The 19888-nt window shown below is 68.6% G+C and carries 19 protein-coding genes; 7 read left to right on the top strand and 12 right to left on the bottom strand.

Annotated elements, in window-relative coordinates:
* Nucleotides 1-2 precede the first annotated feature (2 nt).
* The 4 genes from AC1DGD_RS01245 (at nt 3) to AC1DGD_RS01230 (ending at nt 4734) form a co-directional block, all read left to right on the top strand.
* Nucleotides 3-1214 (top strand): glutathionylspermidine synthase family protein, encoded by a 1212-nt coding sequence (locus tag AC1DGD_RS01245; protein WP_476855656.1) that lies wholly within the window; start codon nt 3-5, stop codon nt 1212-1214.
* Nucleotides 1211-2749 carry an APC family permease gene (locus AC1DGD_RS01240; RefSeq protein WP_476855655.1) on the top strand — a complete coding sequence of 513 codons (1539 nt, stop codon included), beginning with the start codon at nt 1211-1213 and terminating at the stop codon, nt 2747-2749. Before AC1DGD_RS01245 ends, AC1DGD_RS01240 begins: the two co-directional genes overlap by 4 nt.
* 9 nt (nt 2750-2758) lie before the next feature.
* Nucleotides 2759-3967, top strand: coding sequence for an acyl-CoA dehydrogenase family protein (locus AC1DGD_RS01235; protein ID WP_476855654.1), 1209 nt, complete (start codon nt 2759-2761; stop codon nt 3965-3967).
* Nucleotides 3968-4263: 296 nt separating this feature from the next.
* Nucleotides 4264-4734 (top strand): hypothetical protein, encoded by a 471-nt coding sequence (locus AC1DGD_RS01230; RefSeq protein ID WP_476855653.1) that lies wholly within the window; start codon nt 4264-4266, stop codon nt 4732-4734.
* 90 nt (nt 4735-4824) lie between these two features.
* On the opposite strand, the gene AC1DGD_RS01225 is transcribed toward AC1DGD_RS01230, so the two are convergent.
* The 6 genes from AC1DGD_RS01225 to AC1DGD_RS01200 form a co-directional block, all read right to left on the bottom strand.
* A complete protein-coding gene (locus tag AC1DGD_RS01225) occupies nt 4825-5586 on the bottom strand; it encodes an SDR family oxidoreductase (RefSeq protein WP_476855652.1) in 762 nt (253 codons plus the stop codon).
* Nucleotides 5587-5668: 82 nt separating this feature from the next.
* Nucleotides 5669-7027: a glycosyltransferase 87 family protein gene (locus tag AC1DGD_RS01220; protein ID WP_476855651.1), complete on the bottom strand. Its 1359-nt coding sequence runs from the start codon at nt 7025-7027 to the stop codon at nt 5669-5671.
* Nucleotides 7028-7135: 108 nt separating this feature from the next.
* A complete protein-coding gene (locus tag AC1DGD_RS01215; RefSeq protein ID WP_476855650.1) occupies nt 7136-8512 on the bottom strand; it encodes an MFS transporter in 1377 nt (458 codons plus the stop codon).
* Nucleotides 8509-9030 carry a winged helix-turn-helix transcriptional regulator gene (locus AC1DGD_RS01210; protein ID WP_476855649.1) on the bottom strand — a complete coding sequence of 174 codons (522 nt, stop codon included), beginning with the start codon at nt 9028-9030 and terminating at the stop codon, nt 8509-8511. Before AC1DGD_RS01210 ends, AC1DGD_RS01215 begins: the two co-directional genes overlap by 4 nt.
* 95 nt (nt 9031-9125) lie before the next feature.
* Nucleotides 9126-10346 (bottom strand): cystathionine gamma-synthase, encoded by a 1221-nt coding sequence (locus AC1DGD_RS01205; RefSeq protein ID WP_476855648.1) that lies wholly within the window; start codon nt 10344-10346, stop codon nt 9126-9128.
* A 17-nt stretch (nt 10347-10363) separates the two neighbouring features.
* Entirely contained in the window at nt 10364-11749 is a 1386-nt protein-coding gene (locus AC1DGD_RS01200; RefSeq protein WP_243181137.1) for a cystathionine beta-synthase, read from the bottom strand.
* An 81-nt stretch (nt 11750-11830) separates the two neighbouring features.
* On the opposite strand from AC1DGD_RS01200, the gene AC1DGD_RS01195 reads away from it, so the two are divergent.
* A complete protein-coding gene (locus AC1DGD_RS01195) occupies nt 11831-13024 on the top strand; it encodes an ArsB/NhaD family transporter (protein WP_476855647.1) in 1194 nt (397 codons plus the stop codon).
* A 34-nt stretch (nt 13025-13058) separates the two neighbouring features.
* Here the strand turns inward: AC1DGD_RS01195 and AC1DGD_RS01190 are convergent, their stop codons facing one another.
* Nucleotides 13059-13487: a VOC family protein gene (locus AC1DGD_RS01190; protein WP_476851356.1), complete on the bottom strand. Its 429-nt coding sequence runs from the start codon at nt 13485-13487 to the stop codon at nt 13059-13061.
* Between the two features lie 164 nt (nt 13488-13651).
* Here AC1DGD_RS01190 and AC1DGD_RS01185 point away from each other — a divergent pair, with 164 nt between their 5' ends.
* Complete coding sequence (locus AC1DGD_RS01185; RefSeq protein ID WP_476855646.1) at nt 13652-14632, top strand: DNA-3-methyladenine glycosylase family protein; 981 nt, start codon at nt 13652-13654, stop codon at nt 14630-14632.
* 113 nt (nt 14633-14745) lie between these two features.
* Here AC1DGD_RS01185 and AC1DGD_RS01180 read toward each other — a convergent pair whose 3' ends face one another.
* Together AC1DGD_RS01180 and AC1DGD_RS01175 are read right to left on the bottom strand one after the other, a co-directional pair.
* A complete protein-coding gene (locus AC1DGD_RS01180; RefSeq protein WP_476855645.1) occupies nt 14746-15663 on the bottom strand; it encodes a hypothetical protein in 918 nt (305 codons plus the stop codon).
* Nucleotides 15664-15795: 132 nt separating this feature from the next.
* Nucleotides 15796-17484: an AMP-binding protein gene (locus AC1DGD_RS01175; protein WP_476855644.1), complete on the bottom strand. Its 1689-nt coding sequence runs from the start codon at nt 17482-17484 to the stop codon at nt 15796-15798.
* 111 nt (nt 17485-17595) lie between these two features.
* On the opposite strand from AC1DGD_RS01175, the gene AC1DGD_RS01170 reads away from it, so the two are divergent.
* Nucleotides 17596-17874 (top strand): putative quinol monooxygenase, encoded by a 279-nt coding sequence (locus AC1DGD_RS01170; RefSeq protein ID WP_223913755.1) that lies wholly within the window; start codon nt 17596-17598, stop codon nt 17872-17874.
* A 108-nt stretch (nt 17875-17982) separates the two neighbouring features.
* Here the strand turns inward: AC1DGD_RS01170 and trxA are convergent, their stop codons facing one another.
* From trxA to AC1DGD_RS01155, 3 genes are all read right to left on the bottom strand, one after another.
* Nucleotides 17983-18396, bottom strand: coding sequence for a thioredoxin (trxA, locus tag AC1DGD_RS01165; protein WP_018773584.1), 414 nt, complete (start codon nt 18394-18396; stop codon nt 17983-17985).
* Nucleotides 18397-18474: 78 nt separating this feature from the next.
* On the bottom strand, nt 18475-19020 hold the full coding sequence (locus AC1DGD_RS01160) for an acyl-CoA thioesterase (protein WP_223913754.1): 546 nt from the start codon (nt 19018-19020) through the stop codon (nt 18475-18477).
* A 53-nt stretch (nt 19021-19073) separates the two neighbouring features.
* Complete coding sequence (locus AC1DGD_RS01155; RefSeq protein ID WP_476855643.1) at nt 19074-19802, bottom strand: Type 1 glutamine amidotransferase-like domain-containing protein; 729 nt, start codon at nt 19800-19802, stop codon at nt 19074-19076.
* Nucleotides 19803-19888: the final 86 nt, after the last annotated feature.

Genomic DNA, 19888 nt, shown 5'->3' with positions numbered 1-19888 from the left:
GGATGAAACGACTGGGATCCGCGCCGCGGCCGGACTGGAAAGAGCGGATTGAAGCACAAGGCCTGGTTTTCTCCACCACGGCCCTGCCGGACGGCACGAACGTCGAGTACTGGCACGAAGGCGCCTACTACGAATTCACCATGGACGAAGTGGAGACCCTCGAACAGGCCGCCGAGGACATGCACCGCATGTGCCTCGAGGCCGCGAAGTTCCTCGCCACCGGGGCCATGGGCAACATCGGGATCGGGCCGCAGGCCATGGAACTGGCGGCTGCATCGCTGCAGGCCGGCGATGTGGACGTCTACGGCCGCTTCGACTTCGTCTACGACGGCCGGGGCGGCCCGGCCAAGATGCTGGAGTACAACGCGGACACCCCTACCGGACTCATTGAGGCCGCCGTCGCCCAGTGGTTCTGGCTGCAGGACGTCCATCCCGAAAAGGACCAGTGGAACGGCATCCATGAAGCCCTCATCCGGCAGTGGAAGAGGCTGCAGTACCGCACCGGCATGAGCACGCTCCACGTCGCCCACTCCGAGGCGGAAGAATCCGGCGAGGACTGGATGACGGCAGCCTACATGCGGGACGTCGCGAGCCAGGCCGGCTGGACCACCATCGGCATCAACATGTCCGACATCGGCTGGGATCCGAACCTCAACCGCTTCGTGGACCTGGACAACTTCATGATCAGCACCATGTTCAAGCTCTACCCCTGGGAACTGATGATGAAGGAGCCGTTCGGGCAGCGGCTGCTGCAGCGCGCCCACAATCCGCGCTGGGTGGAGCCGGCCTGGAAGATGCTCCTGTCCAACAAGGCCCTGCTCGCGGCGCTCTGGCAACTCTACCCGGACCACCCCAACCTGCTTCCGGCCTATCTTGACGGTCCCGGGCCGCTCACGGAGTGGGTGGCCAAGCCGCTGCATGGCCGCGAAGGGGACAACATCAGGATCCACGCCGCCGGCATCGACCTCGAACAGCCCGGCGACTATGGCCGGGAAGGCTGGTGTTACCAGCAGTTCCATGCCCTTCCCGATTTCGACGGCAACCGCCCTGTGCTCGGCCTCTGGGTGGTCGACGGCGAATCGGTCGGCTGCGGCATCCGCGAGTCGGACGGGCCCATCACCGACTACTTCTGCCGCTTCGTGCCCAACACGATTGACGCGCCCGCCCCGGCCTCGAACCAGGCCCACTCCAGCAAGGCAGGTATTGCCCTATGAGCACCGGAACCACGACGACGACGACGGCCGGCGGCCCCGGGGGTCCCGCGGCAGTTCCGGCCAAGGGACTGCGCGCCGGGATCCTGGATCTCGGAGACTCCGTCATGTTGGGGCTGGCCTCCACCGCGCCGGTCTATTCGCTCGCGGCGACCCTGGGACTGATCGTGGCGGTGAACGGCAACTACACCCCGTTGATCCTGCTGCTGGGCTTCGTGCCCGTGCTCTTCATCGCCTTCGCCTTCCGTGAGCTCAACAGCGCCATGCCGGACTGCGGGACCACCTTCATCTGGGCCCGCCGGGCGTTCGGTCCCTGGGCCGGCTGGCTGGGCGGATGGGGCGTGGCCCTGGCCGGCGTCGTGGTCCTGGCCAACCTCGCCCAGGTCGCCGGGCAGTACCTGTGGCTGCTGATCGGCGACGGTTCGCTGGCCGGGAACAGCCTCGTGGTCACCGCCACCGGTGTGCTGTTCATCGTGTTCATGACCTTCGTGAACTACCGCGGCATCCGCCTCGGGGAACATGTCCAGCGGGTCCTGACCTACGTGCAGTACCTCTCGCTGGGCATCTTCGCGATGGCAATCATCTTCCGGATCGCGGGCGGGGTGCCCGGCGCGGCCACTGGCCAAGCCTTCGACCTTGAGTGGTTCAACCCCGCCGGTGCGTTCGCCGATCCCGGCGCGGTGGTGCACGGAGCCCTGCTGGCCCTGTTCATCTACTGGGGCTGGGACACCTGCCTCGCGGTGAACGAGGAGACCGAAAACCCGGCCACCACGCCCGGCCGAGGCGCCGTCATTTCCGCGCTTGTCCTCGTGGCGATCTACGTCTCTGTGGCCCTGCTGGTGATGATGTATGCCACGGTGGGCACGGATGGGATTGGGCTGGGCAACGAGGCCAACCAGAACGATGTCTTCCTGGCCATGAAGGACGTGGTGCTGGGCCCCTGGGGCTGGCTGATCGTCGTCGCCGTCCTGGCCTCGGTGCTGTCCTCGACCCAGACCACCATCCTTCCCACGGCCCGCGGCACCTTGTCCATGGGCGTGCACGGAGCCGTGCCGCGCAGGTTCGGCGAGGTCCACCCGCGCAACCAGACGCCGGGGTATTCCACCCAGGTCATGGGTGCCGCTGCCGTCGCCTATTACGTCCTGATGAGTCTCCTGAGCGAGAACCTGCTCGCCGACTCCATCACTTCGATCAGCTTGTTCATCGCGTTCTACTACGCCCTGACCGGCTTCGCGTGCGTCTGGTACTTCCGCGCGAGCCTGCGCGGCTCGGCCCGGAACTTCTGGTTCCGCGGCGTCATGCCCCTGCTCGGCGCCCTTATGCTGACTGCGGCATTCTTCGTCTCGGCGGTGCAGATGTGGGATCCGGACTACGGTGATACGCAGATCTTCGGCGTCGGCGGGGCCTTCATCAGCGGCGTGCTGCTCCTGGGGCTGGGCGTGGCGCTGGCCGCCGCCTGCCGTTTCGCGCCGTCCACGCGGGGCTACTTCCTGCAGCACCAGCCCGACGCCGGCGCGCCCCTGCAGGTGCGGCCGTAGGATGCTGGCATGAGCAACGAAGCTGGCATGAACAATGAGGCCAACCTTTCCGACGTCTCCGATGTCCTGGCCATCGATTCCCTGCTGAGCGCGGAGGAGCGCAGCGTGCGCGAGCGCGTCCGCGATTTCACGAACCAGCGGGTCCGGCCGGGCATCGCCGGCTGGTACGAGGACGCCGTGTTCCCCCTCGAGCTCGCCCCGGAACTTGGCGAGCTCGGCGTGCTCGGCATGCACCTGGAGGGCTACGGCTGCCCGGGCCGTTCCGCCGTCGAATATGGCCTCGCGGCGATGGAACTCGAGGCCGGCGATTCGGGCGTCCGCACGTTCGTCTCCGTGCAGGGCTCCCTCGCCATGACGGCCATCCACAAGTGGGGCTCCGAGGACCAAAAGCAGGAGTGGCTCCCCCGGATGGCCGCCGGCGAACTGATCGGCGCGTTTGCCCTGACCGAGCCCACGGCCGGCTCGGACCCTGCCTCGATGAAGACCTTCGCCCGCCGCGACGGCTCCGGCGATGACGCGGGCTGGATCCTGGACGGCGCGAAACGCTGGATCGGGCTCGCCTCCGTGGCGGGCGTGCTGGTGGTGTGGGCCATGACCGACGACGGCGTGCGCGGCTTCCTCGTCCCTGCCGGCACCGCGGGCGTCACCGCGACGCCGATCGGGCAGAAGCTCTCGATGCGCGCCTCCATCCAGTGCGACATCACGTTCGACGCCGTCCGGCTGGGCCCGGAGGCGCTGCTGCCCGCGGCGCGCGGGCTGAGGGGTCCCTTCTCCTGCCTCAACGAGGCCAGGTACGGGATCGCGTGGGGAGCTATGGGCGCCGCGCGGGATTCCTATGAGGCCGCGCTGGCCTACTCCCAGGAGCGGCTGCAGTTCGGCAAGCCGCTGGCCGGGTACCAGCTGACGCAGGAGAAGCTGGTGAACATGGTCCTGGAGATCCAGAAGGGCACACTCCTGGCCCTGCACCTGGGCCGGCTCAAGGACGCCGGCAGGCTGCGTCCGGAGCAGATCTCACTCGGCAAGCTGAACAACGTGCGGGAGGCGCTCAGCATTGCCCGGGAGGCGCGCACGATTCTGGGCGGCAACGGCATCACGCTGGACTATTCCCCGCTGCGGCACGCCGCCAACCTGGAATCCGTCCGGACCTACGAGGGCACCGACGAGGTCCACACCCTGATCCTGGGCCAGCACATTACGGGTCTCCCCGCCTTCCGCTGAGAGCCACGGGGTATTTCGCGGCAGTGTTTCCGTGTCCGCTCGTCACGCGCTACGGATGAGGCCAGTGATACAAGTGGTGACTGCCGGGTTTTCGGGTAGCCAACACTCGTGTTCTCCCGGGGGCGCATTCGTACAGTGGTGCCATCGCCACCGGAGCAGAGGCAGCCAAATAGCCCACGGCACTTCTTCTCTGGCCGGTCGAACCGACGTCGTCCCGCCCGTCCCAGACACAGGAGCTGAGCACCCTGCCTGCCTGCCCGACGGGTGGAACAGGCTGCCAAGTAAAGGGGGACATCATGAGTCTCAACGCGAAGCCAGCCGCGTGGACACTTCGTTTCTTTCCGGCACGTCACGCCACTGCCGGCGCGGGCGGGGACGGCCAGGACAGGTCCGCTTCCGGCCAGAGACCCCACCGGCACCGGGCCCGCATCAGCGCGGCACTCGTCCTGGACCGCGACCGGCTTCAGGAGAGCACGGGGACGGTCCAGTCGTGGAAGTTCCACGACTTCGTCAGCACATTCCAGCTCATGCTTCCCCACCGGGTCGAAAAGATTCACCAGGCCCTGGCCGGCGGGGACTGGGAGGGCGCGCGCCTGGCCGCCCAAAGCCTGTCCTGGTCCGCATCCAAGGCCGGTGCGTGCCGGCTCGAACTCATCGATGCCGACCTCCAGTCCGGACGCAAGACCCGGGCACGGGAGACGGCCTGCCTCCTCCAAGGCGCCGCCACCGAACTGGCAACCGCCCTCGCCCAGCTGACCGCCGGCTGAGCGCCGGCTGACCGGGTCCGGCCACCACCGGACGCTGCCCCAACACCACACACGCTCCATGAATCAGAGCGTTCCCGCGGTCCCAGCGGCTCAGGCGGAGAATCCGCCGTCGGCCTTGACCAGCTGCCCGGACATCCAGCGGCCCTCGGGCGAGAGCAGGAACGCGACGGTGCCGGCCACGTCCGCCGGTGTGCCCAGCCGGCCGCCGGGTTGCCGGCGGGCCAGTTCGTCACGGAGCGGCTCATCCATCCAGCCGGTATCCACCGGTCCCGGGTTCAGGACGTTGGCGCTGATCCCGAGCGGGCCGAGTTCGCGGGCGGCGGCGATCACGATCCGGTCCAGGGCGCCCTTTGATGCCCCGTAGGGCAGGTTGAAAGCGGTGTGGTCGCTGGTCAGGGCCACGATGGCGCCGCCCTCGGGACCGGCCTGCCGGGCGAAAGCGGCAATCAACTGCCAGCTGGCCCGGGTGTTGACCGCAAAGTGCCTCTCGAAGCTCTCCAGCGACGTGTCCAGGATGGAGGAGTCCACGGATTCGGCGTGGCTGAGCACCAGACCCTGCAGGGTTCCGGCCTCCGCCGCGGCGGCGGACATCAGCCTGTCCACGGCGTGCGGGTCCTGGAAATCCGCCGGCAGCGCCACGACGGCGGCGCCCATCGCCTCGAGCTCGGCGGTGAGGCGTTCGACGTCGTCCGGCTGGACTCCCCACGGCATCCGCGCGTCGTAGTCCTGCCAGTACGTCAGCACGAGGTCCCAGCCGTCCGCGGCGAGGCGGCGTGCGATGCCTGCGCCGATTCCGGCGAGCCGGCCGACACCGGTGACAAGGGCCGTCTTACGTCCGTCGGGGGAGCTCATGCCGACCAGCCTAGCGGTGGCGGCCGGCGCGGCGCCTACCAGGTGGCGGCCTGCTAGGTGCGCGGCCTGCTACGAGCGGTGCCTACGAGGAGGCTGAGGAAGTGGAGACGGCGGCCGGGACGTCCCGTTCGGCAGCCGGCCCGCGTGCAAGGTCCGGCTCCGGCCCCAGCGGGTCCCGCCGCAGGGCCACGAGCCAGCACACCAGCAGGGCCAGGGCGCAGAAGACGCCGGCGCTGGAGGCCATGATCCACACCCCGGGCGTCTGGATGTCGAGGTTTTCGGCGCCGAGGGCCGTACCGATGGTCTTGGGCGAGAACAGGAATACGAGGATCGACAGGCCCAGCACGCCGCCCATGGTCCAGCGCATCCCGACGTACCGGCGCGGAGCTTCCCGCAGGGTCCAGGCGAAAGCCGGAAAGACCGCCGCGACCCACACCCAGTGGTGGGACCACGAGACCGGGCTGATCAGCAGCATGGTGATCGCGGTCGCCGATACGGCCACGACGCGGGCACCCTGATCGCTGGCGGCCTTGATCACTGCGGCGCCCACGGCCACAACCGCCAGGCTCAGCAGCAGCCACGGAACGGTGACGTGCGCTTCCGGGACCCCGAAGTGCAGCAGGGCGCCCTTAATGGACAGGTTGTCCACGTAGCCCGCTCCCCCCATCCGGGAGGTGTCCGGCAGCATCTGGAGCCAGAACTGCAGGGATTCGGCGGGCCGGAGCAGCCAGCCGGCCACCACGGTGGCGGTGAAACCGGCGGCCATGTTGCCCAGCCCGCGCCAGTCCCTGCGGACCAGAAAGTAGAGCCCGAACACCAGGGGCGTCAGCTTGATGCCGGCGGCGACGCCCACCAGGAAGCCGCTGCCGGGGAAACCCCGGGTCCAGCGGTGGTTGCGGGCCAACAGGTCCACGGCGATCAGGCCCATCAGCAGGGCGTTGATTTGGCCGAACACCAGGGTCTCGCGCCAGGGACCCAGGTTCAGCACCGCCAGGACCAGGACGGCGGCGGCCCAGCCGTTGCCCGGTGCCCGGAAGGTGTCGCGCCAGGAGGCTTTCGCGTTCCAGTACCGGACCGTTCGGACCGCGGCCAGGATCGCCACCCCGGCGCCGGCGGCGTTGAACAGGGTCAGCGCCGCCGCCAGGGGCAGCCGGGCCAAGAGGCCGAAGACGATGGCGGCGAACGGCGGGTAGGTAAACATCAGCGCCGGTCCGCCGGCCCAGTCCACGTTGCCCGCATACAGGGCTGAGGGTGCCGCGCCGGCGTCGTTGAGGATTTTGCCGCCGTACCAGTAGACGCTGAAGTCCAGGCCGTGCTTGCCCCAGACTCCGAGCGAGATCCAGATGAAGTAGCCCACCGCGGCGACGGCCGGGATGACGGAGAGCCGGAACAGGTGCGGGACGGGTGAATACCGCGCCGGGCTGCGGTCTGAAACGGGCACTGACATGTACTCCCCCATCGGGCTGCTGATGTAGACGCTGGCCGTTTGGTCGGTTCCGTCCAGGGCGGCGCAAACGCGCCCTCGCTGTCGGGTCAGTCTACAGAACAGCTACGCCGGGACCGGGACGGACTCCGGCTTCCGGGCGTCCTTGCGGATGGTGGCGCTGATGACGGCGGCGATGGTGCACATGGCAGCGGCGGCAAACCAGGCGTAGGTGTACTGGCCGGTGGCGTCCCGGACCGCCCCGGCCGCCAGGGCAGCGGCGGCCGCACCGAGCTGGTGGGCCGCGAACACCCAGCCGAACACGACGCTCCCGTCGGCACCGAACACCTGGCGGCAGATCGCGGCGGTCGGCGGCACCGTGGCGACCCAGTCCAGGCCGTAGATGACCACGAACACGATCATGCTGGGCTGGACGGTGGCGCTGAGCAGCAGCGGCAGGACCAGCAGCCCGATCCCGCGGAACTGGTAGTACACGGCGAGCAGGATCCGGGGGTTGAAGCGGTCCGTGAGCCACCCGGAGGCGATGGTGCCGATGATGTCGAAGAGGCCGACGACGGCGAGCAGGCCCGCCGCGGTGGTTTCTGGCATGCCGTGGTCATGGGCGGAGGGGATGAAGTGGGTGCCGATCAGCCCGTTGGTCGTCGCGCCGCAGATCGCGAAACCGGCCACCAGGGCCCAGAAAGTGCGCACCTTGCTGGCCCGTTTGAGGACCTGCAGGGCACGGACCGCTGCGTTCCGGCGGGGCTCCTGCACTTCCTGCCCGGCTGCCGGAACCGCCGGTACGGTCCCTTTCGATTCGGGCCCGCTGGATTCCGTGCCGGCGTCCGGGCCGGGGGCCGGCGGCGTCGCCCCGTAGGGCAGCACGCCGATCTCGGCCGGGGAGTTCTTCAGGAACATGAGCACGAGCGGCACCACGGCCAGCGCGCCGGCACCGATGAGGAGCGAGGCCTGCCGCCAGCCCGGGTCCTGGGCAAGGGCCGCGATGAAGGGCAGGAACACGAGCTGCCCGGCGGCGCTGCCGGCGGTGAGGATGCCGATGACCAGGCCCCGGCTCTTGGCGAACCAGGTGTTGGCGATGGTCGCGGCGAAGACCAGCGCCATGGACCCGGTGCCGAGCCCGATCAGCAGCCCCCACGTCAGCAGGATCTGCCAGGACTGGGTCACGAGGACCGTCAGCGCGCTGCCGGCGCCGATCAGCACCAGGGCCACGGCCGTGACTGCGCGGATGCCGAAGCGTTCCATGAGCGCTGCCGCGAACGGTGCCGTGAGCCCGAAAAGCACGAGGTTGATGCTGACCGCGGCGGAGAGCACGGTGGTGGACCAGCCGAACTCGTTCTGCAGCGGCACCATCAGCACACCCGGGGCCGCCCGGAACCCTGCCGCGCCGACCAGCGCGAGGAAAGCCACGGCGGCGACGGTCCACGCCGGGTGGATGCGGCGGCGGACCGGAGCGGGGGTCACGGTGGTCTCGGGGGCGCTCATGCGGCGGTTCCGTTCTGGACAGGGGTCCCGGTGCCGGCCGAGGCCAGCGGCACGGGGTCCGCGGTGCGGGAGAGGCTGTGCCAGCTCGTGTTGGCGGCCGTCAGCGGTTCCCCGCAGGCCGAACACGTGTCCGCCGAGGAGGTCCGCTCCCCGCAGCCGCTGTGAATGACAAACATGTGTGCCTGCCCGGACGGCGCCGGGAGATGCTTTTCGGCCCAGATCACGACGGCGTTGAGCACCGGGAGGGCGTCTTCGCCCATGGCGGTGAGGACGTACTCCTGGCGGGTGCGGCCGCCGTCGTCGTAGGGCCGCCGGGCCAGGAGCCCGGCGTCCACGAGCCCGGCGAGCCGCTTGGTGAGCACGGAATCGGCCGCCCCCAGCCGGGCCTTCATGGCCTCGAAGCGGCCGTTGCCGAAGAACACCTCGCGCAGGACGAGCACGCTCCAGGGATCGCCCAGGACGTCGAGGCCGCGGGCCATGCTGCAGGTCCGCTGGGACCAGTCGGATCGAAGTGCCATGCGGCCACCCTAGCTGACTCTCTTAGAGAAAGCTAGGGTGGCCCGGCGGAATGATCCGGGCGCCGGGGTCGGTGGCCGGTGCAGCTACGGTGCAGTTAGCTGCCGGCGGCCAGGGAGGAAATCGCGGCGTCGAGGTCGGCGATCAGGTCTTCCACGTCCTCGATGCCGCACGAGAGCCGGATCAGGTTGACCGGGACCGCCAGTTCCGTGCCCTTGACCGAGGCGTGCGTCATTTCGGACGGGTAGTTCATGAGCGATTCGATCCCGCCCAGGGACTCCGCCAGGGTGAACACGGAGGTCGATTCGGCCACCTTGCGGGCCGCGGCCTCGCCGCCCTTGAACTGCACGGAGATCATGCCGCCGAACTTCTTCATCTGCTTTTTGGCCAGCTCGTGGCCGGGGTGGGTGGGCAGGCCCGGGTAGAGCACGGCCTCCACTTCGGGGCGCTCCAGCAGCCATTCGGCCACGGCCTGGGCGTTGTCGCTGTGCCGGTCCATGCGCACCCCGAGGGTCTTGAGCCCGCGGGTGGTGAGGAAAGCGTCCATCGGCCCGGACACGGCGCCGACGGCGAACTGCACAAAGCCGATCTTCTCGGCGAGGTCCGGGTCGTTGACCACGATCGCGCCGCCGACGACGTCGGAGTGCCCGCCGATGTACTTGGTGGTGGAATGCACCACCACATCGGCGCCGAGGGCCAGCGGGGTCTGCAGGTACGGGGAGGCGAAGGTGTTGTCCACCACGAGGAGCGCGCCGGCGTCGTGCGCCACCTTCGCGAGCGCCTCGATGTCGGTGATCTTCATCATCGGGTTCGACGGCGTCTCGACCCACACCAGGCGGGTCTTGCCGCCACCGTCGACGGTACTGTCGGCGGTGCCGCCCGCGGCGACGGCGGCCGCGACGGCGTCGAGGTCGGACATGTCCACCGGGGTGTTGCCGATGCCCCACTCCCCCAGGACCCGGCTGATGAGCCGGTACGTGCCGCCGTAGGCGTCGTTGCCGAGCACAATGTGGTCGCCGGGGCGGGTGAGGGCGCGGATCATCGAGTCCTCGGCGGCCAGGCCGGAGCCAAAGGAGAACGCGGCGCTCCCGCCTTCCAGGGCCGCCAGCTGCTCCTGCAGCGAGTCACGGGTGGGGTTGGTGCCCCGGCCGTATTCGTAACCGGCCCGCAGCCCGCCGATGCCGTCCTGGGCATAGGTCGAGGAGAAGTGCACGGGGGGCACCACCGCCCCGGTGCGGGGCTCAAACGCCTGGCCGGCGTGGATGGCGCGGGTGTTGAAACCCTGGTTTTTTGAGGACGGGCTTTCGGGCACAGACATGGGACTCCTTGAACTGGTCAGTTGCTGAGGTACGCGAGGAGGTCGTGGCGGGTCAGGATCCCCACCGGGGCGCCGACAAACGTCACCATGAGGGTGTCGGCGTCGGAGAGGAGTTCGCGGGCGGTCGAGATCGATTCGAGCGAGCCGATCACGGGGAGCCGGGCCTCCATGTGTTCGGAAATCTTGTCCGAGAGCTTGGCCTCGCCGCGGAAGAGCTTGGCCGTGAGGGTGCGTTCGTCCACGGCGCCCAGCACCTCGCCCATGACGACTGGCGGTTCCTGGGACAGGACGGGGATGTGCGAGACGCCGTACTCGTTCATGATGTTGATGACGTCGCGGACGGACTCGTTCGGGTGGATGTGCACGAGGTCCGGGAGTTCACCGGTCTTCGCCTTGAGGATCTCGCCCACCGACGCCTCGTCCCCGCCGGCCAGGAAGCCGTAGGAACGCATCCACTGGTCGTTGAAGATCTTGGCCAGGTAGCCGCGGCCGGAGTCCGGCAGGATGACCACGACGACGGCGTCGGCCGGGAGGTCCTTGGCGACTTCCATGGCGGCCACGACGGCCATGCCCGAGGACCCGCCCACCAGCAGGCCCTCCTCGCGCGCCAGCCGGCGCGTCATCGCGAAGGAATCGGCGTCGCTGACGGCAATCACGTCGTCAGGGACGGACTTGTCATAGTTGGCCGGCCACATGTCCTCCCCGACGCCCTCGACAAAGTACGGGCGGCCCGTGCCGCCGGAGTACACCGAGCCGGCGGGATCCGCGCCGATGATCTTCACGACGCCACCCTCGGCCCCGGGCCGCCCGGCGGAGACTTCCTTGAGGTACCGGCCGGTGCCGGTGATCGTGCCGCCGGTCCCGGCGCCGATCACGCAGTGGGTGATGCGTCCGTCGGTGTCGTGCCAGATCTCAGGGCCCGTGGTCTCATAGTGGCTGGCCGGGGCGGCGGGGTTGGAGAACTGGTCCGGCTTGTAGGCGCCGGGGATTTCGGTGACGAGCCGGTCGGAGACGCCGTAGTAGCTTTGCGGGCTGTCCGGCGGGACGGCGGTGGGCGTGACCACCACTTCCGCGCCGTAGGCCTGGAGGACGGCCCGCTTGTCCTCGCCGACCTTGTCCGGCACGACGAAGATGCAGCGGTAGCCCTTCTGCTGCGCCACGAGCGCCAAACCGACGCCGGTGTTGCCCGAGGTGGGCTCCACGATCGTGCCGCCGGGCAGGAGCTGGCCCGTTCGTTCGGCCTCCTCGATCATCTTGACCGCAATGCGGTCCTTGATCGAACCGCCGGGGTTCAGGTATTCGAGCTTCACCAGGACCGTGGCTGCGATGCCATCGGTCACGTGGTTGAGTTTGACGAGCGGCGTATGGCCAATGAGGTCCAGGACGGACGGGGCGTACTTCATAGGTACAAAGTTACCGTCTCCGGCGCGGCGGGCACGTCGGCGCGGCCACAGCGCTCCCACGGCTCTGGCAGATGCGAGGATATGGCTGTGAAGAGGATCGCCCGGCTGAAGAAGTTCAAGAGCTACGCGCTGCCCGCGGGCATGCTGCTGGCCGGGTGCGCGGCGCTGGTGTCCGGGCTGCTGCCGGTCCCCGCCTTCCAGGCGCTGGCAGCACGCACCGTGCCGATACTGGCGTTCGTGGTCGCGATGTCCCTTGTCACCGAACTGGTGGATGAGGCCGGGCTCTTCCGCGTCGTCACGGAGCGGCTGGCCGCCCTGGGCCGCGGCCGGGTCCTCTTGCTGTGGTTCCTCGCCATCGCCCTCGCCACCGTTTCCACCGTGTTCCTGTCGCTGGATACGACGGCGGTGCTGGTGACTCCCGTCGTCGTGCTGCTGGCCATTCACGCCCGCATTCCGCCGCTGCCGTTTGCGCTGACCACGGTGTGGCTGGCGAACACGGCCTCGCTCCTGCTGCCGGTCTCCAACCTGACCAACCTGCTCGCGCAGGAGCGGCTCAACCTCAGCCCCGCCGCGTTCGCTTCGCTCGTGTGGGCCCCGGCCCTGGTGGGCATCCTCGTGCCGCTGGTGCTCCTGTGGCTGGCGTTCCGGAAGGACCTGCGCGGCACGTACGGCCCCCAGCCCGTCCATAAGGTCCGGGACCGGGTGCTGCTGTACTCGGCGTCGGGGGTCATGGTGGTCCTGCTCCCGGCGCTTGTCTCCGGGGTTCCGGTGCAGATCCCGGCACTCGCGGCGGCTGCTGCCCTGCTCCTGCTCTTCCTCTGGCGGCGGCGCTCCGTCCTGCGCTGGTCCATGATTCCCTGGCGCCCGCTGATGCTCACGTCCGGACTGTTCATGGTGGTGGAGACCCTGCACGCCAACGGGCTCACCCAGTTCCTGACCGGGATCGCCGGCACGGGCGAGAGCCTGCCGGCGCTCCTGCAGCTCGCCGGCCTGGGCGCCGGGGCAGCCAACGCAGTCAACAACCTCCCCGCCTATCTGGCCCTGGAACCGGTGGGCGGCTCCCCGGCCCGGCTGGCGGCCCTGCTGATCGGCGTGAACCTGGGCCCGCTGGTGACCCCCTGGGCGTCCCTGGCCACGCTGCTGTGGCACGAGCGGCTCCGCTCCCTGAATGTGGAGATCCGCTGGGGAGGCTTCGCCCTCGCCGGCGTGGCCGCCGTCGTCCTCACCGTCCCGTTGGCGGTCGTGGCGCTGTGGCTCACCACCGGGATGCAGTGAGGTGGATGCACTGCGGGCCGGCGTGCCCGGCGCGTCAGGCGCCGATGTCATTCCCGGCGTTCGCTGCCCCGGCGCCGCCCTCACGCGGGGCGTTCTGCCAGAGGCCGACCACATTGCCCTCAGTGTCCCGGAAGTAGGCGGCCCAGCCCATGGTGCCGATTGCCTCGCGCGGTAAGACGGTGCTGCCGCCCAGTGCATTGATCTTCTCCAACGCCGCGTCGATGTCATCGACATCCACAGTGACCACCGGGGATGTGAGGTCGCCTTCGCGGCGGAACATGCCGCCGTTGATGGAGCCCGGCACGGAGGGCATGCCGTTGGCATCCGTCGGCGTCGTCTTGATCATGGCGTAGCTCATCTCCGGCACCTGGCTTACCTCCCAGCCGAACGCCGAACTGTAGAACTCGCGTGCGCGGCCCTCGTCTTCTGCGGGGATTTCGAAATGTACCACTCCACCAGCCATCACACTCTCCCAAGAACAAGGATTCGGGGCCAAGAGGCGGGCGCGGACACATCACGCCACAGCCGGATTTTAGCCCCGGCAGCGCGGGAGGTTAAGGGCCCTACGGCCCCTGCGTCGTTGCCGCGGATGCCGCTGCTGTCAGCGGGCCGTGGGAACATGTTCGAATGAGCCTTGCAGACGCCCCCGCAGGCATTGCCGCCGCGGCGGACGCCTCATTGCGGTGGCACCCGGGCGGCCCGTTCGACTTGATGCAAACCATCGGCACGCTGCTGCGCGGCCACGGCGACCCGTCCATCCGCACTGCCCCGGACGGCATCTGGTTCGCGTTCACGACGCCCCGCGGTCCGGCCACGCTGCGCCTGGCAACGGCCGGGGCGCAGGCTGACCCTGCCGTGGACGCGCAGGCCTGGGGTCCCGGAGCGGGGGACGCCGTCGATTCCGTCCCGCGCATGCTCGGGAGCGACGACGACTGGTCCGGCTTCGACGAGCCCGCATTCCACGCGACCCTCCCGCGCATGGTGGTTGAAGCCCGGCGCCGGAACCTCGCGATCCGGCTGCCTGCAACCGGCAGGATGATCGATTCACTCGTGCCGACCATCCTGGAGCAGAAGGTCACCGTTATCGAGGCCCGCCGCGGATACCGCTACCTGATGTACCGCTTCGGGACGGCGGCGCCGGGCGCCGGCACCGTCGCGCCCGCCAATCTGCTGGTCCAGCCGACGGCCGCGCAGTGGCTGCACATCCCGTCCTGGGAGTGGCACAAGGCCGGCGTGGGCCCGCAGCGGTCGGGAACCGTCATGCGGGCGCTGCGTTCGGCCGCCGCGCTGGAACGGCTCGCCGCCCTCCCCGCCGCGGAGGCGGCGGCCAAGCTGCAGACGCTGCCCGGAATCGGGGTCTGGACGGCGGCGGAGGTGGTGCAGCGCACGCACGGCTGCCCGGATTCGATCTCGGTCGGCGACTACCACCTTGCGGCCTACGTGGGCGCCGCCCTGACCGGCCGCCGGACAGACGACGCCGGCATGCTCAGGCTGCTGGCTCCATGGGCGGGGCACCGGCAGCGGGTGGTCCGGATGATCGGGCTGAGCGGCTTCCGGAAACCGACATTTGGCCCGCGCATGACCATCCAGGACCACCGCAGCCACTGACCTCCCCTCCCCCTCAAAGCAACGCGGGGTCACTTACGGCCCATCCGGGGCCCCTTTATGGGCGCGATCTGACCCCGCGTTGGTGTGGGCGGTTCAGGAGGGCAGGAGTTTGCTCAGGCGCGGAGCCGGGCCCTCTTGATCCGGGTGATGACGCTGTCGAATCCCTCGGCAAGATCGTCGGCGTTGACTTTGAAATACGCCCATCCTGCGCTGCGGAACGCTTCGTCTCGCCGGTTGTCCCGGGTCTGTTGTTCCCGCGTGAGGTGGTGGGCGCCGTCGTACTGCATGGCGATCCCGTACCTCCGGTAGCCCATGTCTGCAGCCGATGAGCGCGGGTCTTCCGGGTCGAGCCTCAATTGCAGCTCCGGCTCCGGCAGACGCGCATCCAACAGCGCCAGCCGCAGGAATGTCTCCGGGAAAGAGTCTGCTCCCACCCGCATCTCGTCCAGCGCAAGCCGCGCCTTCTCGACGCCCTTCATGTTGGGATGCTGGCGGATCAGCAACCGCAGGCCATCCTTGTAGGCGTAGGGCTCCGACCTCAGTTCGAGGCTGGGCCTGGGCTGTCGGATGAGCTGGTCCCCCATCGCGATGAGGTAGTTGAGCGGCAGGACTGCGGCCAGATCCAGCCAAGTGCGGGGCGGCGCCGTGACAGGGATGCCGTCGACGTCGGTCAGCTCGCCCGGAATGAGCCGCACGCGGTGGCCCGTGACCCCGGCACGGCGGACCCTGGGCAGTTCATGGGGTTTGCTGAGGTGGATGGTGTGGCATTCGCCCAACCATGGCGGCAGCCCGAGCCTGGTCAGCACGGCCGCGGTTTCATGGGACGCCCAGGCACCCGGGGTAGCAGCGGCGAGGACCCTGGCCCGTTCGACGATCTCAAGCTGCCGCCCGGCCGGCAGATAGATAAGGCGGCCGCCGTCGGACAAATCCTGCGCCCGTAGACGTTTGGGCGGAATACCCAGCGCGCGCGACTCATAGACGGTGAACGGTGTGAGGGTGAGGCTTTCGGGAAGCGGCACAATGCGGACCATGCGCACCATTGTGACCGCGGATCAGCCTCGGCGCTGAGGTTATCCACAGGCCCTCCGGAATCGCCCCAACGCGGGGTCACTTACGGCCCGTCCGGCGCCCCGGGATGGGCCGTAAGTGACCCCGCGTTGCTGTCAGCCGCCGGCCTGGAGGCCCAGCCGGGCCGCGGCCTCCTGGCGCATGTCCACCTTGCGGATCTTGCCGGAAACGGTCATCGGGAAGCTCTCCCGGACATCCACGTAGCGCGGGACCTTGTAGTGCGCCAGCTTGCCGCGGCAGAACTCGGCCAGGCTGGCGGCGTCCATCGGCGCAGCCCCCGGCTTCAAAATGACGCAGGCCATCAGCTCCTCGCCGTACTTCGAGTCCGGGACACCGATCACCTGCACGTCCTGGATGTCCGGGTGGGTGTAGAGGAATTCCTCGATTTCGCGCGGATAGACGTTCTCGCCGCCGCGGATCACCATGTCCTTGATCCGGCCCTCGATCACGATGTACCCGTCCGCGTCCATCCGGGCGAGGTCTCCGGTGTGCATCCAGGCGTCGGCGTCGATCGCCTCGGCGGTCTTGTCAGGCTGGTTCCAGTACCCGCGCATCACCGCGTAGCCGCGCGTGCAGAGTTCGCCGATCCCGCCGCGCTCCAGCACCTCTCCCGTGACCGGGTCCACGATGCGGCTCTCCAGGTTCGGCATGGTCCGGCCCACGGTCTCGGTGCGCTGGGCCATGGTGTCCACGCTCCGGGTCATCGTGGACACCGGCGAGGTCTCCGTCATGCCGTAGCAAATGGCGACGTCTTTCATGTTCATTTCCGTGATGACCCGGTTCATCACCTCGATGGGACACAGCGAGCCGGCCATGACGCCCGTGCGCAGTGTCGAGAGGTCGTAGGAGGCGAAGTCCGGCAGGGCGAGCTCGGCGATGAACATGGTCGGCACGCCGTACAGCGAGGTTCCGCCGAAGTCCTGCACAGCTTCCAGCGCCGCGGCCGGCGAGAATGACCGGCCGGGGATGATGGTGGCGGCCCCGTGGCTGAGCGCCGCGAGGTTCCCGATCACCATGCCGAAGCAGTGATAGAAGGGCACCGGGATCACCACGCGGTCGTGTTCCGTGTAGCCCAGCTGTTCGCCGATCGAGAAGCCGTTGTTAAGGATGTTGTGGTGCGTCAGCGTGGCGCCCTTCGGGAACCCCGTGGTGCCGGAGGTGTACTGCAGGTTGACGGGGTCCTGCGCGTCCAGTGCCGCCATGCGCGCTTTCAGCTCGGAGTGCCCGACGTCGTCGGCCCGCTTGAGCAGCTCGGCATAGGTGCGCTCCGCGTCAGTGCCGGGTTCGCCGGCGGTCAGCCCGTCCAGGCCGGCGCCCGGGAGGAAGACCAGCTCGCGCAGATCCGGGCACGCCGCCAGCGCCTGCCGCGCCATCCCGGTGTAGTCGCTGTTCCTGTCCGACGGCGCGGTGACCAGCATGCGCATGCCGTTCTGGGTGACCAGAAACTCGAGCTCATGGCTGCGGTAGGCGGGGTTGACGTTGACCAGGATCGCCCCGACCTTCGCGGTGGCGTACTGCAGGATGGTCCACTCGGCGCAGTTGGGGCTCCAGATGCCGATCCGCTCGCCCTTCGCGACGCCCAGGGCGAGGAGCGCACGTGCCAGGCGGTCGACGTCGTCGTTCAACTTGGTGTAGCTCCACCGCCGGGCCTCTTCGCCGGGTACCGCGGCCGCCTCGATCAGGGCGTCGTGGTACGGGAACCGCGCCGCGATCCGTTCGAAGTTCGCGCCAATGGTTTCCTCGAGCAGCGGGACGTCAGTGTCCCCGGCTGTGTAAGCAAGCATGGTGTGACGCTACCAACAGTGCGGAGGCAAAAGAAGAGCAAAGCTTGGAAGTCCTATGAAATCTTGGGTCATGGTCCGGCGCCTGCCCGGCAGCCCGGTAGGGTGATTGCCATGAGTGCACCCGTTGACCTTCAGGCCATTTTCATCCCCAACGACGGCGAATTCTTCCGCGTGAAGCTCGCCCTGGACATCGCGATCGACGAGGTGGTCAACGAGCCCGGCTGCATCCGCTACGAGCTCACCGAGGCCAGCGAGGACAAGCTCGTCCTKACCGAACGGTGGGCCAGCCAGGCGGACCTGGACAAGCACTCCAAGGGCACGGCCGTCCAGGACCTGAACGAATCCCTCAGCGCGCTGCTGGCAGAGCCGGTCAAGCTCGAAACGCTCTAACCCACCCTTCCAACCACAACGCGGGGTCACTCCGCGCCCATCCCAGAGGGATTTATGGGCGCGGAGTGACCCCGCGTTGCGTTAAGCCTGGGATTAAGCCGTGGCGGTTCAGGCCTCCGGGATCTGGGTGCCGTCCTGCTTGGCCGCAGCTGCGGCGGCCTCGGCCTGGGACCGGGCCACGTGGGCGTGGACTTCTTCCATGTCCAGGGCCTTGACGGCGTCGACCACCTGCTCGAGCTGCTGCGCGTTCAGGGCGCCAGGCTGCGAGAACACCAGGACCTTTTCGCGGAAGGCCATCAGCGTGGGAATCGACGTGATGCCGGCCTCGGCGGCGAGCTGCTGCTCGGCTTCGGTGTCGACCTTGGAGAAGACGACGTCCGGGTGCTTCTCGGAGATCGCCGAGTACGTGGGGCCGAACTGCTTGCACGGGCCGCACCATTCGGCCCAGAAATCCACGAGGACAATGTCGTTATCCTCGACTGTCGATGCGAACTGTTCACCTGTGATGTCTACGGTAGCCATGAGTCAACGGTACGGGAGCGGGCACGGATTGTCCCCGGCATTTCGCTGTTGGCACATCCGGGCGGGGCTGTAGGCAGGTCACGCCCAGGCGTGCGGGGCCGGACGCCTGGCGCCGGGCAGGGCGTTGGTTTCGCGCCATTCGTGGATCCACCCGGGCAGCTCCAGATCCGACGGCGGGGCGCCGAACTCGCGGATGATTTCCTCCTGGCTGACGGGCTTGCCCTTGCTCAGAAGCCGGGTGGCGATATAGGCGCGCGCGTACACTTCGCCGTCCACCACCATCCGCTGTTCGAAGTAGATGGCCTTCGAGTCCAGGCCGATGATCCTGGACTCGATCGTGTACTGCTGCCAGAGCTGCAGCGAACGGCGGAACGCGATGGTCTCCCCCGCCGCGACCGGCGTCCAGCCCCGGCGGCGCATCTTCTTCCAAGTGCCGCTGCGGGCCATGAGGTCGAAGCGGCCGAGGTCCATGAGCGAGAAGTACATGCCGTTATTGACGTGCAGGGCGATGTCGATGTCCGTGGGCAGGACCCGCAGCGGCAGCGACGAGTTGTCCCAGATGCTCAGCGGTGAGCGGCGTGAGGACGTGAACAGCAGCAGGAGTGTCCGGAACAGGAGATGCATGAGTCATATGTTACCCGCGGGTAACAAGTGTGCCAAGGGGTGGGTGCCGGAACCTAGCTGTGCGCCGACAGAACCGAGACGGTGGCCTTGGTGCCGCCGCCGCGAATCGTCCAGCAGTTCCCGGTGCCGATCACGTCCAGCTCCTCCAGGTCCGCGTTGTGCAGGACCAGGGCAGTGTCCTCGTCCACGGCGACCGCGCGGTCCACGAGACCTTTTGCCACCGCCCCAACGGCCCGGCCGAGGGTTCCCGCCTGCGCGGCGTGCACGTCGACGGCGAAAGGCACCAGGCCCAGCCCGTCGCGGATCTCCACTTCTTCCAGACCCTCCGACCAATCCGCCGGGCAGACCTCGGTGCCGCGGATCCGGTAGCCGCCCACGATCGCCCGCACCGGAGCCACCATCGCGCCGGCTGAGAATCCCATATACGGCACACCGTCGGAGACCAGACTGCGGATGGGCTGCGCGGACGGCAGCAAGCCTTCCAGATAGCCCGGCGTCGGCCCGCCCCCGACGACGATGCCGTCGACGTCTTCGAACGCGGCAGGGTCCGCGCCCCGGTTGAAGCCGAGGAGGACCGGGACGACCTCGCAGGCTGTCCGGGACTCCAACGGCACCACATAGGCAGGCAGGAAATATTCCGAGCTGCCCTCATGGTCAAAGAGAACCACAGCGACGCGCGGAACCCTGCCGGTAGCCCGGTGCCGGAGTTCCTTGACGAAGCGGTCGAAGACGGCAGCTGTGGTTCCAGTGTCCGGGCCGCCGCCAACAAGCAGGATGGTCATGGTTCAACGTACCCGGATCCACGGCAATCGCAATGAGCCCGGCGCGGGCGGCTCCGAGGACCTATAGCGATTGACCGGTCCGGACT

This window comes from Arthrobacter sp. 05T45 (assembly GCF_056395875.1).
Note: the sequence above shows the minus strand (reverse complement) of the source record. Positions and strands in the feature narration are given on the sequence as shown.

Excerpts from the sequence above, each read along its gene's own strand:
- AC1DGD_RS01215 (WP_476855650.1), bottom strand. The coding sequence starts at position 8,512 with ATGAGCGCCCCCGAGACCACCGTGACCCCCGCTCCGGTCCGCCGCCGC.
- AC1DGD_RS01200 (WP_243181137.1), bottom strand. The coding sequence starts at position 11,749 with ATGAAGTACGCCCCGTCCGTCCTGGACCTCATTGGCCATACGCCGCTC.
- AC1DGD_RS01210 (WP_476855649.1), bottom strand. The coding sequence starts at position 9,030 with ATGGCACTTCGATCCGACTGGTCCCAGCGGACCTGCAGCATGGCCCGC.
- trxA (WP_018773584.1), bottom strand. The coding sequence starts at position 18,396 with ATGGCTACCGTAGACATCACAGGTGAACAGTTCGCATCGACAGTCGAG.
- AC1DGD_RS01245 (WP_476855656.1), top strand. The coding sequence starts at position 3 with ATGAAACGACTGGGATCCGCGCCGCGGCCGGACTGGAAAGAGCGGATT.
- AC1DGD_RS01155 (WP_476855643.1), bottom strand. The coding sequence starts at position 19,802 with ATGACCATCCTGCTTGTTGGCGGCGGCCCGGACACTGGAACCACAGCT.
- AC1DGD_RS01240 (WP_476855655.1), top strand. The coding sequence starts at position 1,211 with ATGAGCACCGGAACCACGACGACGACGACGGCCGGCGGCCCCGGGGGT.
- AC1DGD_RS01185 (WP_476855646.1), top strand. The coding sequence starts at position 13,652 with ATGAGCCTTGCAGACGCCCCCGCAGGCATTGCCGCCGCGGCGGACGCC.
- AC1DGD_RS01235 (WP_476855654.1), top strand. The coding sequence starts at position 2,759 with ATGAGCAACGAAGCTGGCATGAACAATGAGGCCAACCTTTCCGACGTC.
- AC1DGD_RS01190 (WP_476851356.1), bottom strand. The coding sequence starts at position 13,487 with ATGGCTGGTGGAGTGGTACATTTCGAAATCCCCGCAGAAGACGAGGGC.
- AC1DGD_RS01205 (WP_476855648.1), bottom strand. The coding sequence starts at position 10,346 with ATGTCTGTGCCCGAAAGCCCGTCCTCAAAAAACCAGGGTTTCAACACC.
- AC1DGD_RS01230 (WP_476855653.1), top strand. The coding sequence starts at position 4,264 with ATGAGTCTCAACGCGAAGCCAGCCGCGTGGACACTTCGTTTCTTTCCG.
- AC1DGD_RS01175 (WP_476855644.1), bottom strand. The coding sequence starts at position 17,484 with ATGCTTGCTTACACAGCCGGGGACACTGACGTCCCGCTGCTCGAGGAA.
- AC1DGD_RS01225 (WP_476855652.1), bottom strand. The coding sequence starts at position 5,586 with ATGAGCTCCCCCGACGGACGTAAGACGGCCCTTGTCACCGGTGTCGGC.
- AC1DGD_RS01160 (WP_223913754.1), bottom strand. The coding sequence starts at position 19,020 with ATGCATCTCCTGTTCCGGACACTCCTGCTGCTGTTCACGTCCTCACGC.
- AC1DGD_RS01180 (WP_476855645.1), bottom strand. The coding sequence starts at position 15,663 with ATGGTCCGCATTGTGCCGCTTCCCGAAAGCCTCACCCTCACACCGTTC.
- AC1DGD_RS01195 (WP_476855647.1), top strand. The coding sequence starts at position 11,831 with ATGGCTGTGAAGAGGATCGCCCGGCTGAAGAAGTTCAAGAGCTACGCG.